At 34.8% G+C, this 17,121-nt stretch carries 13 protein-coding genes; 3 read left to right on the forward strand and 10 right to left on the reverse strand.

Annotated features, from left to right (window positions below; all coding sequences use genetic code 11):
• Positions 1–302 precede the first annotated feature (302 nt).
• Positions 303–800, forward strand: a complete 498-nt coding sequence (gene lepB, locus N5C46_RS10390; protein ID WP_261752005.1) for a signal peptidase I — start codon at positions 303–305, stop codon at positions 798–800.
• A 251-nt stretch (positions 801–1,051) separates the two neighbouring features.
• Here the strand turns inward: lepB and N5C46_RS10395 are convergent, their stop codons facing one another.
• From N5C46_RS10395 to N5C46_RS10435, 9 genes are all read right to left on the reverse strand, one after another.
• Positions 1,052–2,593: a hypothetical protein gene (locus tag N5C46_RS10395; protein ID WP_261752006.1), complete on the reverse strand. Its 1,542-nt coding sequence runs from the start codon at positions 2,591–2,593 to the stop codon at positions 1,052–1,054.
• Between the two features lie 62 nt (positions 2,594–2,655).
• Complete coding sequence (locus N5C46_RS10400) at positions 2,656–3,156, reverse strand: hypothetical protein (protein WP_261752007.1); 501 nt, start codon at positions 3,154–3,156, stop codon at positions 2,656–2,658.
• Between the two features lie 454 nt (positions 3,157–3,610).
• Entirely contained in the window at positions 3,611–4,222 is a 612-nt protein-coding gene (locus tag N5C46_RS10405) for a DUF6445 family protein (RefSeq protein WP_261752008.1), read from the reverse strand.
• Between the two features lie 3 nt (positions 4,223–4,225).
• Positions 4,226–5,473, reverse strand: a complete 1,248-nt coding sequence (locus tag N5C46_RS10410; protein WP_261752009.1) for an MFS transporter — start codon at positions 5,471–5,473, stop codon at positions 4,226–4,228.
• Positions 5,463–8,582 carry a lantibiotic dehydratase gene (locus N5C46_RS10415; protein ID WP_261752010.1) on the reverse strand — a complete coding sequence of 1,040 codons (3,120 nt, stop codon included), beginning with the start codon at positions 8,580–8,582 and terminating at the stop codon, positions 5,463–5,465. The genes N5C46_RS10410 and N5C46_RS10415 overlap by 11 nt, the downstream gene beginning before the upstream one ends.
• Positions 8,583–8,647: 65 nt before the next feature.
• Complete coding sequence (locus N5C46_RS10420) at positions 8,648–9,349, reverse strand: hypothetical protein (protein ID WP_261752011.1); 702 nt, start codon at positions 9,347–9,349, stop codon at positions 8,648–8,650.
• Positions 9,350–9,633: 284 nt separating this feature from the next.
• Complete coding sequence (locus tag N5C46_RS10425; protein WP_261752012.1) at positions 9,634–10,479, reverse strand: hypothetical protein; 846 nt, start codon at positions 10,477–10,479, stop codon at positions 9,634–9,636.
• A gap of 617 nt (positions 10,480–11,096) precedes the next feature.
• Positions 11,097–12,137, reverse strand: a complete 1,041-nt coding sequence (locus N5C46_RS10430) for an HNH endonuclease (RefSeq protein WP_261752013.1) — start codon at positions 12,135–12,137, stop codon at positions 11,097–11,099.
• A 143-nt stretch (positions 12,138–12,280) separates the two neighbouring features.
• The gene (locus N5C46_RS10435; protein WP_261752014.1) at positions 12,281–13,045 is read right to left on the reverse strand and encodes a hypothetical protein; all 765 of its coding nucleotides are present in this window, start codon (positions 13,043–13,045) and stop codon (positions 12,281–12,283) included.
• 908 nt (positions 13,046–13,953) lie between these two features.
• Between N5C46_RS10435 and N5C46_RS10440 the strand changes: the two genes are divergently transcribed.
• Positions 13,954–14,376 carry a very short patch repair endonuclease gene (locus tag N5C46_RS10440; RefSeq protein ID WP_261752015.1) on the forward strand — a complete coding sequence of 141 codons (423 nt, stop codon included), beginning with the start codon at positions 13,954–13,956 and terminating at the stop codon, positions 14,374–14,376.
• A gap of 36 nt (positions 14,377–14,412) precedes the next feature.
• On the opposite strand, the gene dcm is transcribed toward N5C46_RS10440, so the two are convergent.
• Positions 14,413–15,675 carry a DNA (cytosine-5-)-methyltransferase gene (gene dcm / locus N5C46_RS10445; RefSeq protein WP_261752016.1) on the reverse strand — a complete coding sequence of 421 codons (1,263 nt, stop codon included), beginning with the start codon at positions 15,673–15,675 and terminating at the stop codon, positions 14,413–14,415.
• 355 nt (positions 15,676–16,030) lie between these two features.
• Between dcm and N5C46_RS10450 the strand changes: the two genes are divergently transcribed.
• Positions 16,031–16,810 carry a hypothetical protein gene (locus N5C46_RS10450; protein ID WP_261752017.1) on the forward strand — a complete coding sequence of 260 codons (780 nt, stop codon included), beginning with the start codon at positions 16,031–16,033 and terminating at the stop codon, positions 16,808–16,810.
• Positions 16,811–17,121: the final 311 nt, after the last annotated feature.

Here is a 17,121-nt window from a genome sequence, read left to right on the forward strand (position 1 = left end):
TGATTCTAATTTATGGTATAATTAGTTACTGTTGATCAGGATGACTTGATAGAAATAATGATAACAAGGGACGACAAATTCCTTAATGAAGAAGGACTAAGAGATTACTTTTGTTTAATAGGTTCTTTACGATCAAATTGGCTAGTCACCTTTTCTATCCCACGAAAGGCCCACTTCAGCATAAGTTTTGATGGAATACCCCAACAAATACATATTCAATCTATGCTCCCATAGTAAGGACCGACCCAACAGAAAATAAAATTAGAAGATAAGCGAAACCAAAAAAGGTAAGGAGCTTTTCCATGAAGGTATCTCATTCAAAACGCTTTTCCCGGCTTAAGATCATACTGATTATTTTATTCGTTATGATAATTATAGGTAGATTTACGTTAACCACAGCACAGATTGAGGGTGAATCAATGCTCCCTACGTTTTTTACCGGTGACAAAGTATTTATTTCTAAATTCAGTTTGATTGACCGATTTGATATAATTGTTTTCAATTCTCCAATTGAGAGTCATGTTCATATTAAAAGGGTAATTGGAATGCCCGGGGATGAAGTCCAAGTGAAAAATGATGTGTTGTATGTGAATGGGAAAAAATATAAAGAAACCTATCTCAATGAACATTCAACAGAGGACTTAAAAGTTACAGTTCCCGAGGGAAAACTCTATGTTATGGGCGACAACCGTCGAGAGAGTAACGATAGTCGTCTTTACGGATTTATATCCAAAGAGGCAGTCATAGGAGAAGTGAAATTGAAATATTCTCCACTTAACCAATTGTCCATATTTAATTAAAGACCTCTAAGTGGGTCGTGTATATTCTTAATAGGCATAAATGCCAGCTAGAAACCTTAAAGTTGAAAACAAAAGCCCTGCAAGATAACTATAATGTTAACTTGCAGGGCTCTTTCATATAATATGGAAGGGTTGAGTCCAAATAAACCACTTGATTAAATTAGTATCTTTTTCATATTTGATGATTATGCGAATAGCTTAAAAATATATTTGACTTAGGCTTTTAGCAGTATTTACGCCGAGACTTTCATTCATTCCTCTTCACCCTCACCAATAATATCCAAGGCTTTTATTGCGACGAATATTTCATCAGGCACCTTTGAAGAATCTACAGTATCCTGTAGCTTTTTACGCGTTTTTTCCTCATCAATTTTTATCAATTGCTTTTGGCTAATTTGATTTATTCTCAATGACATATAAGTATCATACGTATTTTGTGGGATTAATTTAGTATTAATGTTAGAAGCGTTCTTTGCAGAAAAACGATTTAAAAGAACGTTGAGATACAAATAGACATAGTCATTTTCCTCTTTATAATTTTCTTCTACAAACTCATATAAAGCTATTTGAATATCCTCATTCACAAATCTTTTTACATCCTTTTCAACGCCTAAATTATTTGCAGTTTCTAATAAGATTAAGATGATGCTAGGATTTAGTGTTTCTTTGTTTATTTCTTTTTCCAAACTCTTTACAGTGAATTCCTTTATTTCTTCAAGTTTAGTTTCATCTTCTACTATCTTATAACTATTTACTACACTTGGTAGATATAAAAATAGATACTCCCAATCATTCTTTATTTCAACAAATGCTGAATCCAGGAACTTCTGTAAGGAAGGCTTATTGAAATAATCAACCGAATGATAATGGTTAGCTATAGTGATACCTTGCTCAGTAGCTGCTAAATTAATAGTTGAACTAGGATTACTCCATCCATTCTCTAATGACATACTTACTAAGAAATCAATGATCACTTTTTTATCCTTTTCACTAATGGAATCTTCAAAAACAGACAAAAAATAAAATAAAAATTCAGTGTTAACTTTATTATTCATATAGTCTTCTATTACCATTTTTACTTCTTTAGATTTGACAGTATGAGTAAAATCTTTACCTGATATCTGTTTCAGGTAATATAAGTCAAGAAGGCTTTGGAAATTCAAATCACCTATCTCAATATTATTATTAAGCTGATTTAAGGTATCTTTACTAATATCATGTCCCAATAAATGATAGAGATATGCATAATAGACTACCTTATCGTTAATAGCCTTTTCTAATAAATCCTTATGATCAAAATCACCAAATGAAGATAAATTGAGATACTTTTTTGATAAAATTAATACTTCATTTGCTTCTTTGTTATTCCCAAGTTGAATTAAACTGTTCGTTTTCTCTAAGTAATTGATTATTTCTTTTCGGTTTTCATTGGAAATATCAAACTGATCTTTCAAATATAAATATTTCATTAACTTTCCTTCTGATTCGCTCCGTTCGTCCCCATCTAACATTAATTCATCTGTATTTATCTTATCAATCCAACTCACTAGTCCATCTTTATTATGTATTTTAATATTATATGTATCTAGTATTTTCACTACCCAATAAGTATTGTTTAGATCTGGTTTTTCATTATTCGTAAAACCACTTTCAAAGTCACTATCCAGATAATTCAATTTTGATTTCAATAACAAGTCTTGAACATTTTCGTTTAATGCCTTTTTTTCAACAGGATCGCTCATACACCCTGTAAGTAACATGATTATAATTGAATAGATGATAAATTTCTTCATGTAAACCTCCAACAAATGAAAACCTCAATTAGTTACGAATAACTAATTGAGGTTTATATTCATTAAAATACTCTAGTATATCCATCGATATCTGATTTAAAACCATTACTCACATCGATATAAGCTGATGGGTATATTCGAATACTCGTAATTGTTCCTGCTACAGGAACAACATCTTTGTAAGATACTGAAACTACTGTTCTATATCCTGTTGCATAACCACTGTATGTGGTATTTTTAGCGAAGTCTGCTGTTTCAGAAGAGTATGTACCAAACCATGATCTTTGAGAATGTTCTGCATATCCAGTAACCCAAGCAGAATCAATTGTTGGACTTCCACCGAAAGCGTCTTCAAGGTTAAGTGCACCCCAACCATTATATGTAAGAGTTCCAGCTCCTAGCTTAACAGTTCCCTGCGTTGCCAATTTAACTCCACCATGACTTGCCGCGTGAGTTGAATAATTCCAACTCGCACTTGTAAATGCAGCACTTGCGCTACTAGAAAAAAGTGCTCCGAACGCTAAAAAGGATAAGACAAAAATTACAGACATTTTTTTTCTCATATGCTCACCTCCTATCTGTTTCTATTATTACTAATTATTTCAAAAACCTCAAAGCACATATATACTTATAAAACCAACTGACCGCTAGTAAAAATACATAGTTCTACTATTTTCTACATATTCTTATAAATTCTATTCTTCTAAGAATAATCTTCTATAGAAACAATTTATAAGTCATTACGCCCTTGAAATTTTTATCATACCTATAATACTTTTAGAACCAAATCCCTCAGTCAAGGAGATCTCTTGGTGGGAATTCTGGTATGAATTATATATTAAATGAATTTTTTTAGTGAAGATTTCAGAAAAGAAAAAAGCAAGAACCCACCTATAGTTGGGTCCTTGCTCTTTTGAAGATAGAGGTTACTATGTTAATCTGTACAGATTATTCCATTGGTTATAGATACAGTTTTCCGAGAGCAGTTGGAGTAATCTATGGTTGACTATTACCTACTTAGTTTTCCTCATTGAAGAAGAAATTATGTGATAATCTTGCATTTTCTCTTGTATCACCAAATTGTTCCGTGACTGAATGAAAATATTTCGAACCTTTTAATAACACCAACCTGTTAAATTTCATCGGTACAAATTCAATCAATTCCCATTTATTCATATCATTTGTATCTGGATAAACTACTTTTTGATCAAGATCTTTAATGCTGGAGTACCCTTTCTTGTTCAATTCTCCCTGTGCAGGAACACAAGTTAAGCCGCTATCCATATGCTTATAGACTCCCAGTCCCCCTTCACAATGTTCATCCAGTGTAAGGTATACAATTGCACTCCAGGTCGCTTTATCTAAGTGAACAGAAGAAAGAGACTCTGAATTTCGAAGAGAATACCGAAACTTTCCATACGTTAATTGATGAGGATTAATTTCAATATCACGCTCTAAGTACTTAGAAAACTTAGTTTTGTACATTTGATTATAAAAAGAGTGTTTACTTTCAAAGCCAGGTACATTCTTATTAACAAATTGTAAATACTCTGCTTCCAACGCCAAATTTCGTATATTATATGGGTTATCATAAAAATCATCTACCACAATCAGATCTGTTTTTTCCATTGCTTATACCTCCCTTAACATCCTTTTGTTACTAACAACCTTTATAAAAACGAGTGTGCCTAATAGTCCGTACACTAATAGGATCATTGCAATATAGTAATGATTTAAAAAAGCACCTATTATTAGTGAAAAGGATCCAGTCATTGCTGCCCCTCTTCCAACTAATCCGTTTATTGCCAAAAACGCACCTTTATTGTTTTCTGGTATATACTCAGATAGATATGTCTTCTTTATTGGCCAATAAAGCATCTCACCTAAAGTTGCTATCAACATGGCAATGAATAAAATGGAATAATTAAAATTAATAACCAATAGCATATAGCCAAGGACATTTAAAGAAATCCCTATTATTAATAGATGCATTCCATTCATATTCTTCACCCATTTAGCTACACTAAGACTTAGCAACATGATCAACAATGCATTTTCCGCTCTTAAAAACCCATACATTTGAGTACCGCTGAGTGAAATTCCGCCTATCAGTGTTTGACTTTCAATTAATTCAGATAAGTTAACCCCAAAATAATTCTTCGCTTGGGTTTCTACCGATAAGATTAGGAATGAGGCTAACACAATTAACAAGAATGCCTTATTCCGCTTTACGATGGATAAATTTTGAGCAAGCTTGGATAAAGGAGATTTGGATTTACTTACTCCATCCATTGTCATGGACGTTTTCGGTATGCTTTCTTTTATAAAATACACTACTATAAATAAAGAAACGGACGATATAAAAAAGCACAGCAAGAAAACATAAAATTTATAGTCTTCAAAGAAGTAACCACCTATAACCGAACCTAAAAATAGGGCCGTATTTAAAGTCCAGTATTCAATACTAAAGATTTCTTTCCTTTCTTCTAATGTGCTTACATCCAATAGCATCGCTTGATTTGTAGGGACCGAAATACCTGCAGTCGCATTAATAATAACAAACATAACAAAGCTTATTTCAGCTGAGTGAAAGAGAGTAGAATTAGAAAGAACAATGATCCCTAAACTTACTAATCTTATAGAACCACAAATAATAAGAGTTTTCCTTCTACCATATTCATCAGATATATGGCCACCTAGAAGACTTGAAATTATCCCAGATGCAAAGTAGATTGAAAGTAAGATTCCGGCATTCGCTATACCAAACTCCCCAGCGAAATAGATAGCCAAAAAAGGGAGCATCATATTATAAACAGCGGAACTCATAAAAGCATCGATCATCCTAAATTTAATATTAGGATGCAGTTCTTTAAATTTCATAATTAAACTTCCTTTTATTTTCTAGATTCTTCATTAAGTGTCTTACGACTCCAAGAACCCTAACCTCTTTTTTCTGATCAGGTCCAAATAACCTATTTAAATTCATGTGGATTAATTCCCCCATAATTTGATAAGGATCCACTAGTATTTCGTTTCGACTATTGGTTGATGAAATTTCCTTTATGTAACTACAAAGTGCATGTCGCCGACTTTCTAGGCCAACCCCAATAAAGGCAGGAAGTACATCAAGGTTCATTTCTATTTCGCTTCGTGAGCAAATAAAGCTCTTCATATAAACGGTCTTTCTATCTCTAAATTCCTCTAAATTACTTTGATATGGAACAATTGAGTCAATCCACGACACCACTACATTGTGTGGTAAATGAAACGTATTTATAATGTCATAAATACTCATCACCGCTATATCGATTTTGCTCCATATAGATCCACTCTCTAGCCTAGAATCCAGCCAATACATGATTGATTCACTATCTGCTTTGAACCATTTTTCAGCATAGTTCAATAAATATCTTCCACCATACTTTTGTGTTTCTGGCTCATACGTATCAATTACGATATTATTTACAAAGGATTTATTTAGAAGCCGCAACTTTTGTAATAAATAGAATATAATTTGTTCAGTGGCTTCTTCTGATACTGTTTTTATTCTTAGCCTAATATGTTTCCGAGGATCTGAATACTTCAGAAAATACCAGGTATCAATAACCCCTTTACTATATAGCTCTTGTATCCATGATTTTAATCTTCCTTTAATAAAATCATCTTGAATGGTACCAGACATATATATTCTTAGAGAAGTCCATATCTCTCCAGGAAAATAATGTACTTTTTCATCTGGCACCATCATCAAATTCTGCTGGCTGACACTGCTCTTATAACGATCATTAGACATTAAAGGCAAAACAATTTCTTGTGAATATCCATCACTGTTATTTCCTTTGAAGTTCTCATTTGATTCCACCATAACCAAGGATGCATTCTCTTTCAGCCTCTTAGCCTCAACATGAATTTTCTGCAAATCCCTCAAATTATCCAAATTGAAAACTAGTCTGTTTGAAGTAGTACCTAAATGAATATAAGTCGGTACCTTGTTTAATTCCTTCCATTCCTTGAACTTCTTGATGAATGATTCAAAAGAATCTAATCTGTCTAGATTTATTAATGAAAGGTTAAAAAGCCACCTGGCAGAGTATAAAATAGTATTTTTGTACCTAACTCTTGGTAAGGAATTCAAACTTTCTAGCCTTCCCCAATTAAAAGGAGTCCAATTATTTTGGTTCTCATACTCTAAATCACAAAGGAATCTAGCAATATCCGGGAATGACTTGTGACTTAGCATATGATTTTTCACAGGTATGACCTGCTTATTTAATTTCTTTGACTTTAAATAAAAAGAGTTTTTTTCAACTCCCACTAACAAATCATCTAAATCAATAATGTGGAAGTCATTCGATCTACATGAATTAATTGCGATGTAGTAATGGAATGGAGAGGTTTTAGGCAGAACATTTATGGACTTGGAATTTATAGGAATATAATCTATTTCTGCATATATTATTTCTTCATCTGTCCTCCTCCTTAACTCCGAAAAGATCCTTTCATCAAATTTTTCATTAAGACGATGATAGAAAGAATTAAACCTAGAAAATGTTTTGCCAGCTCCTCTACTACCAACATTTGGACCAAGAATAATGGAATAGGATTTATCCTTACCAGGAAGAATCGTTTCCTTAATATATTCAAAATAAAGCTCTAATGAATTAGGTTTATTCTTATTTTCTTTATTATATGTAAGCTTATGTATCAGATCATCGGTCAGTATTAATTCTGCTTGTTTATTAGATGTAAGGTGCTTTAATTCATTAAATAATATTGCTTCCTTCTTATCAGTATTCGCAAATAGCTTCTGTCTTACTTTGTATGGGGAACCTATACCTAAATCTTCATCCAATAGTTCTTTTAATGGGATTTCCCTTCTAACGCCATATTCTTTTATAAATAGTTCTCTATAACTTTCTATTTGGTTAAATGACTCATCTTTCCTTGATAATTGATAAAGAACTTCCGCTACTTCTTCAATCTCAGCACCGACTTCTGGAGGTAAGTTACCTGTTTTTTGTTGTTCATATAAATTTACTGCAAAAGGCAAGTTTATTGGATATTTCTCCTTTAACCGTCCCCCTATATGTTTCAAAGCATGTCTTCCTGATCCTAACTTCATGGCTTCATATTCATCTAGGAGTTTATGGATTTCTTTTAACTCATTAAACTGTTTGGATTCAGTGATTAAACTTTTCTCATGTTCCGTATAGTTGGATTGACGCATTGAAAAGTAATAGGAATCCACTTCAGAAATAAAAAAACTCCATTTATATAGTTTCAAGATAAAAACTTCCACTTGCTCTTTATGAATTGATTCAAATTCATCATTAACTATTTTGATTACTTCACTCAGCAATGTTAACTCCTTAAACTTTTCATATAGGAACATAACGAGTTTATCCTGCTTTATATAATTTTCACTAAATTTCCCGTTCATTTCCTTGTTTGGAGCTAGAACATATACTTTTCCTTCTTTTATAAATAGGGATGGATTAACTTTAACCTTAAGTTTTTCGAGTATTTCATGATTATAAACCAATTCTTTATTAAATAATTGCAACCATTGACTATCAACATCTATTTCTTTGTTATATGAAGACATGTGTGTATAAGAGACTTCATTACCAAATTCACCGAATCCTACACTTGACATTAAACCAAAAGGTGTAGATCTTGAAGACATTCTATTCAAATAGTTCATTAGGCTCTCCACTATCTGCGTCTTCTGTTTTATACTCTTTTTATTAAAATGATTTACAAAAGTTGAAAGAGAACTACTTGATACTTCTAATGCTTCCAAAAAAAATTCTTTCATTTTATATTGATCTAGATATAAAAATATCTTTTGGAAGTTGGACTCAGGGTCATCATTAAGCTCACTATTAATTTCTTCATATAGTCTGAAGGGTATCTTAGATGTTCTTGTCATAAAGAAATCAAAGTGTTTAAACGTTGTCTTTGTTTTTTCATTTTTTTTTAAATTCAAAAATTCCTCTCTCCCACAAAAGAGAACGTTAGGGGTAACACCGCCTAACGTCCCTGTATATATTTTTACATTGCTTTAAGAATTGGGCTTTCCCAGCCTGTTTCTGTATCAGCTGCTCTTAACGGGCTCTCCCAACCTGTTTCTGTGTCGGCTGCTCTTAACGGGCTCTCCCAACCTGTTTCTGTGTCGGCTGCTTTTAACGGGCTCTCCCAGCCTGTTTCTGTATCAGCTGCTCTTAACGGGCTCTCCCAGCCTGTTTCTGTGTCGGCTGCTCTTAACGGGCTCTCCCAACCTGTTTCTGTGTCGGCTGCTCTTAACGGGCTCTCCCAGCCTGTTTCTGTATCAGCTGCTCTTAACGGGCTCTCCCAGCCTGTTTCTGTATCAGCTGCTCTTAACGGGCTTTCCCAACCTGTTTCTGTATCAGCTGCTCTTAACGGGCTTTCCCAACCTGTTTCTGTATCAGCTGCTCTTAACGGGCTTTCCCAACCTGTTTCTGTATCAGCTGCTCTTAACGGGCTTTCCCAACCTGTTTCTGTATCAGCTGCTCTTAACGGGCTTTCCCAACCTGTTTCTGTATCAGCTGCTCTTAACGGGCTTTCCCAACCTGTTTCTGTATCAGCTGCTCTTAACGGGCTTTCCCAACCTGTTTCTGTATCAGCTGCTCTTAACGGGCTTTCCCAACCTGTTTCTGTATCAGCTGCTCTTAACGGGCTTTCCCAACCTGTTTCTGTGTCAGCATTGTGCCAACCATTACCATTTTCGCTCATACGTAATACCTCCTATTTAGTAGTGACTAACCGAAATCCAAAATATACAATATTAAGATAATATCGGCAATTGTCATTATAATACAAAAATCTTCCTTTTCATTAAGATATAACTAGAGTTATTATTTTAATTTTCAGAAAAAATGAGGTGACCTAGTTGAATAGTAAACTAACAAGACGATGAAATATGCAGAAAACATAGTATGAGATCAATTAAGAATTGCCCTCGAATTACTTAAGTTCATTCTTGATAAAATAGTCATCCACAATGAATTCCCCGAACGTCATGCCTCCGTCACAATCTCCTCAAGTCCTTCCATGAGGTCATCGATGTGCTCCATGGATTCCCGAGGAGAAATGTACCCCTCAAGGGCCTTCTCCAAATACTTCGGACTGTTGATCGTCAGCTTCGGATTAATGCTCTGCTGTCTGTCAAACTCCTCATCCATGAACACAATCAGCTCCTCCGTCGACAACTCGCTCAAGCTGATCCGCTCCATCGCCACATAATCCATCGGCGTCAAGATCAATCCTCTCTCCCTCCTGCCAATGAAATGCCCGATCAGCGCCTGCAGCCTCTCTTCTTCCTTAGTGCCGTTAAGGTTGGTGGTGTTCTCCTTCTCTTCTTTCTCTAAGTTCTTAAGTCTGTTTGCAGGTTCTCTCCGTACCCCATTCACATCCTTTTCGCCGCACGAAGACCCTCCGGAACCAGCCCCATCATCAGGCTGGTCACCACCGGATTCCTCACGTCCCTCTTCCTTCTTAGACATCCCCATCCAACTCAAATACTCCCCACAGGCGAAATCCTTCGTCGGCCTTAGCGTAAACACATACCCATGCTCATACTTCTCCGCCTTCAGCCATCCATCCCTCTCCAACCGCTTAATCGAACGCTGAATCCGCGAATGCGAATACTCATCAATCTTCTTCCCATTGTAGAACCACAGATCCTCCCGCAGCTTCCGGAGCGAACGCACATACTGCCTCTCCCCAAGCATCACACCGCCAACCTGAACCCCGCCTTGATACGTCGCATTCAACAGAATCAACACATACAACCGAAGATCCTCAGGGTGATGAAACGTCTCCTTATCCAACATACCTGTCTCCAACTTTCTCCATCCATTCATTACAATCACTCCTCATTCATTTTGATTTCACCCTTTATATAGGGAGATGGGAGTGAAAGGGACACCCTATGGATAAATTTTTTATAAAAAAAACATTCGGGTGGGGTCCGAATGTTTTTTGGGGAGTTATAGTATTCTATCTTCATAAAATTAGTAGAGAAAGTAAAGGAACCAAAACCTTATCACCTTAGTGAATTCTCTTTTTTCAAATTAAAGAAGTGAGTTAGAATAGCAGTTATAATTACTCCACATGTCGAAATAATTAGTGTAAAAACATTAATATCATCCATCCCATAACCTTCTTTCTTAATGTACTTTTGTACCTTATCATACATATCTTAGATACATTACATAAACATAAGTTTTTCCCTCGCTGACACTACTACAGGAATTAAATTTCACATGGTGTGTGGATGAATCAACTATGGGTTATCCCGCCCAATGACCCAAGTGATAATGTAGTATTACCCCCCATATCTATTACATAATATAAAGAGACTCATTTGGAGTCCCTTTACATGCCTTATATTTCTTATTTGATTCTTCATTGCACTAGTCTTAGAAATGCATTCAACCTACGCAAGGATTTACTATTTGCATATAACTCTGACCAGATTCTATATCCTCAACATAAAAGATGAATTTCTTTGTCTATACTTAACTATGATTTCTTTTAATTCATCAATACTTAATACTTCGTCTTTTCTTCTATGAACCATTCGATGACAGTTAGAACATAATGGAACTAAATCCGTTTCGGGATTTATCTCAACTGATTCCTCTAATGTACTTAAAGGTTTAATATGGTGAATTTCAATGAAGTCTCTACCACGCTCACCGTAAACTTCTTCAAAATCAAATTCGCAAGCATGGCATATTGTTCCATGCTTTTTAATAGCTAACCTTCTATTCTTAGAATCTCTTTCATAACGTTTTCCATAGTAATACTTTACATTACCTTCTATTCCGCGCCCTTCTTCTACCTCTTCAGCTTCAAGATCAGAATTAATAGTATTTATTAACTCACTGTCGTCTAAAAGTGTCAGTAAACGGACTGTGTCTTCAAAGGCTTTCCCCTGTTCTGTTAATACGTCTATTACTTGTTTTAATTCTTTACCTTCAAAGATGCCCTTATACTCTGACTTTATCCCTAGAAAATGGAGGATGCCCATTGATTGATAACCCTTGCTCTTTTTTTTATCTAATCCAAGAACAGTTTCATCAAGTTCTCTATGTGTTAAACCATTGACAAGATGTTCAAAAATTATTTCACCCTTTAAGTAGTCCTCATAGTTATTAAATTCTCTAGCTCGACCACTTGGATTCAATTCTGGTATATCAATATTAAAGTCGTCTACTTTATAGCCAAATTTGCTTAGTCTACTTTTAGCAATCTCAAGCTCTTCTTTACTAAACAAAGGTATAAATTTTTTTTGTAATATTATCGCTTCAGTTGACAAATCTAACCTATTAAGTTCCCATAGCTTCTCAAAACCAGTTGATGTTTTATTGATTAGTTTTTTTGCAGTTATGTACCCACCTTCAGTTGATAACATTTGATTGAATATAGTTGGATTGTATCCAATACTTTTAGCACTTTTGGCGGCGTCTATTAAAGCTTTATGTAAGTCAACTTGTAATTCTTGTTTTTCAGACATTTAATCCTACTCCTATCCTTTTAAACCTTTGAAATTAAGTCCATCATATCTTTATTTCTACATGTTTTTGCAACTTTGGAGTTTAGTTGAAGGTGGCTATTAAGTTTTGTCACCGATTTATTTAAAATGGAAACTATCGAAGCTTATACATTCTCCAAGTTGAATCTAGTAGCAAGAGTACCTTGGTATATCTTTTTGTCCCATAAGTTTGGTTTTACACTATTATGGTTATTTGTTCTATTAACTACTTCTTTTAGCAACTCTTGATTTTGATATAAACCAGCATATAGCGCTTCAAAATACCTAGCAAACAATAAATCTTTTCCCCAATCATCTTTTCCATAATTATTACTTGGAGGGTAGTTAAGGTCTTCTTGCAGTGTACACCATTTTATAAATGACACTATTTCAGGCAATCCATACCCACTGTATGTACTTATATATAGCTCTTCTTCATTAAAATTCAGTCTTTTTAACGGTGGAAAATCAAAGTAAAGATTCTGTAATATTATTGCCAAGAATTCATAGGCTCCTCTTCTTTTGCTATCATAAATAGATGCAACCTTATTATATAAATCCTCAACGATTTCCTCATGCTTTGGGGTACTGTAGTTATTAGAACTGCTTCTTTTTAATCTTATTCTAATATCAAACCTCTGAATATCGTCTGTAATATCTCTTGTTAGTCGATGTTTGTATGTTAACCGTCCGGGTACTCTAAGTTCAATGCAATGCTCATTTATCGTTCCTTTCCCATATACAATAGGTAATTCAGCAGGAGTATCTGTAAGAACAAAAATTTCCCCTTTTCTATTTTTAAATGCACATTTTCTTAAGGAAGTTTTGTCTTTCATTGCATATAGATTTTCAACATACTTCTTTAATTCAAAATAGTTTCTGATTTCCACTTTTAACATCACTCTTTCAGATTTTTCCCATTCAACAGGGATCTAATATAAATTTAACATAAGAGTGAATTTCAATGGGACTTTTTTCCTTAAATTATATGTTTATGCCCAAATTCCCCTTCCAACTATATCGCTGTTTTCTAACAATTTATTAATTGATAAAATTTTCATATTATTAATTTTTACAGGGAGAGGTTTCATGGAGGTAACTGAATCTAAAAGGGTAAATATCGCTTAGCAATTAACTTGGTTTGGAGTTTAAGTAATCGTTAAATGTAGCATTCCTGTTCTCAGTCTCCTCATTTGATTTCGGAGACGGAATTGATAGGGTCAAAAGTAGAAACTATATTGAAAGTTTAGTTTTAGTAGTTATTTTTTTAGCTCCTATCCTAACCAGTGCATAACCATATTTCACTGCATTTTCCTCCGATAATTATGTCACTAAGTTATGCCACCATCTTACACCTTGATTTTACTAAGCATGGAAATGGGTATTAATACTTTTTAAGTTTTGTCACCACCATAGCCTGATTAGTTAAAAAAACAGTTCGTAGAAAGCGAACTTTTCAATATGTTCTCAGAGCAAAAGTATCTTTTATTGATATTCCGATTTAATCTTGCTGGTTCCAAGTTCAATAGAATTTGTCATGTAAGATTAAAAGCCCAAGACGGTGATGATAAAGTAATGCTTCCTGAAGGAAAATGGATTACTAAACAAGGCTATTGGCTGGATAAAGAGTATATACAAAAAAGATTAGATAAAAGATAAATTGTAAGCCGCAAGTTCCTTCTTGTGGCTTTTTCTTTTAAGCCCAAAATATTTATATGTAGGAACCCTATTGAGCGATGTTTATCTCTCCCAAAAGCTAGGTAGTATAAACATATACCATAAAAAGGAGTTCGTTAAAATGAAGAACCCTAAAACAACCGAGGACAGAAGTAGAATCATGGGGTCCATCAAAGCTGTCTCGAAATTGGAAAACATGGTGACCGAGGAATTGTGGAGCCGGGGTTACAGGATTCGTAGAAATGTTAGGTCATTAAAAGGAACGCCCGATATCGCCATAAAAAAGTATAAAATAGTGGTCTTTATTGACTCCTGCTTTTGGCATCTATGCCCGATTCATGGCAAGATACCTAAATCCAACGTCGAGTTCTGGACTGAAAAGCTTACCAGGAACCAAGAACGAGACAAGGAAGTGACTGAATACTACGAGGAAAAGAAATGGAATATTTTGCGCCTTTGGGAACATGAAATACGAGGGGAATTCGAAACCGCAATTCAAAAGATTAGTGACTTCATTGATGAAGCAAAAATGGAATATAAATAAAGAACTCTCCTAATCAAATCAGAAGAGTTCTTTTGCTCATTGTCCATCGGTTTCCGAAAATACCAAGTCAAGTTCAACTTGATTCCCATCTATATTTTCTTGCTCGATTTGCGATACCCGTTTACCCATGCGCTCTATCAAACCGACGACCAAGGCATTCCCCATACAGAAGTATCTCATCCGGTCGGTCATCCCCTCCGTCCAATCATCCGGGAATCCATTAAGGCGCTCACATTCGACCGGTGTCAGGATACGAAGTCTTTTCGTCTGTGGATCTTCCACTACATGAGTGCTCCGGTTGACAGTGCCTTCGCTTGTCAACATCGTCCTTCCTGGCTTGTCTAACGCCTCAGGGAAAGCCATGCCACCTTCGGAGAATGTGTATTTATGGCCTGTGGCTGACGTCCTTTCAATCCTTTTGGGACCTTTTAAATACGTGAACTTTTCAATGGCCGCTTCCGACAAATAATATTTTTCGTCAACGTCAGATTGAAGGATATCCTTCAATGGAGTCGGTGAATCCTCTAAAGGTGTGACTTCTTCCGTATAAACCAGATCGTCTCTCATGATGCCGGCATTATAGTAACTCATCGAAAATTCATCTGAGATTTCAACAAGGTCCTTCTTCATGATAAAAGATTGAGGCTTTTTCTTTTCAGAAATACCTTCCTTCACAGGGAATGCCTTCGCAAAGAAGCCTTCCCCGTGTATCATCTGAGTTTCATCGAACCCTCTTCTATTATCGACATAAGGGGTTTCATTCTTAGTGGCAAAAATGAAGACCCTCCTCCTTCTCTGGGCTTGTCCATATTCAGCCGCATTGATGACTCTCCACTCCACTGAATATCCCAAGTCCCTGAAGCTCGCCAACATGATTGAGAAGTCCCTTCCCCGTTGTTTGGAAGGTGACTTCAGCAATCTATCCACATTTTCAAGCAAAACATATTTTGGGCTAGTCTCCCTCATCAGGCGGGTAATTTCCCAGAAGAGGACCCCTTTCTTACCTTGCAGCCCCTTTTCCCCATTTAAACTCCTCGCCACTGAATAATCCTGGCAAGGGAATCCACCCACAATCATATCGATATCCTCGTTCTTGAAAGTCTCTCCATCCACCTTGCTGATATCTTCATTGGAATGTTCACCTTGACCTTCAAATCTACGTGCATAACAATCGAATGCATGTTGCGCCTTCTTGGAAGGCTCCCATTGGTTACCCCACACAACATCAAAACCGCCTGCAGCCTCAAGACCTATTCGGAAGCCGCCGACTCCGGCAAATAATTCTATTACATTTATCATGACCGAACATCCTTTCGGTTTTTTACTTATTCATATTATATTAAAAGTTGTCCAAAAGATCAACTATTTTGTTGAAGAATATTAAAATTCATTGGAATTCATTAACTTACCACAAAAATATATTATAACAGAAAAAATGTTAATCAATATAGTGCAGATTATAGTAAATATTTCTGATATCCAGTATATAAATCTTAATTAATAGGGTTTGATATAGTTACTTTGCATACTCAATTCCCCTTTTAAATATTACACACCATATATATGTAATATTTGGTAAACTGTTATTATTAGTTTTAAATGGTTTTTTTGTGATTTGAAGAATTAAATCCCTACAAACGTGGTGAATATATTAATGGTAAATAAAGTAAATGAATTCTTAAATAATTTTATGGAAGAAAAACTAGAGTTATTATGTGATGAACTTTTATCAGAAAAAATGAAAATGAAATATGGTCTCCATTACCACTCCTACGGTATCTCTTTTGAAAATGTTTTTGCAGAACTCACTTTTATCCTTATGTATGAAGAAAACTCTTATGAACTTTTTCAAAATCACCTTTTTAGAATGGCTTATTGTCTTCTCGAAAGAACGCCAATAAAAGAACTGACTTTACTTTCAATGGGAATAAGTAGGAAAGATGTATATGCAAAAGAGGAGTCTCTTTTACAAGAAATTTCAAGAAGAATTATTGAACTGGCAAATAAAAAAGTTCTTATCCTCCTATCATTACAATCTGATGAAATCTATGACATTTATATTCATCAAATATTAGAACACATAATGGCCATCCCCTGCGGTATAGCCAATTTTGAAGATTATAAGATTCAAAGTTATTGGGATGAATTTTGTGTAATTATACAAGAGGGTTACGACTATCACCTAGGATTTTTCTATGAAGAAATCATTGATTATATTTTGGGTGTATTAAGAAAAGTTCCTATAGTAGAATTGAAGTTATTATACTCAGGTACTGATGAGGTGTGGGACCAAGGGCATCAAAATCCTCTTTCTATTCATGAGGGGACATATGATTCAATTGCTAACAGGATGTTCAATTTAATCTCATATATTGCATCTTCAGAACATATTGACCATATTTTGTTTCCAGAATTAGAAGGAATCGATGAGTAGTATATGAAGAAAGCAAATATCAATTTGAATTGTTCTTACTAACGAAAGGTATGATTCGTTTCAATAGATAAACTAATCACGGCTTCGGGCTAATTGATATCATACTAATCACTCGTGAGTATTTTGATATCTGCTCCTTTTGGTGCAGCAAAACGTAAAAGTCATTTCAACGTGAAATGACTGATGTAATAATATAAATCGTCTTCCCTTTTCGGGTTTTTTCATGTAACTCTACCCTATTTAATATTATTTTAATGATTGAAAAAATGGGAGGACTCTTTGAAAAAAGCAGAAAAAACTCATATGTCATA

This window comes from Rossellomorea vietnamensis (assembly GCF_025398035.1).
GTDB classification, from domain to species: Bacteria; Bacillota; Bacilli; order Bacillales; family Bacillaceae_B; genus Rossellomorea; species Rossellomorea vietnamensis_B.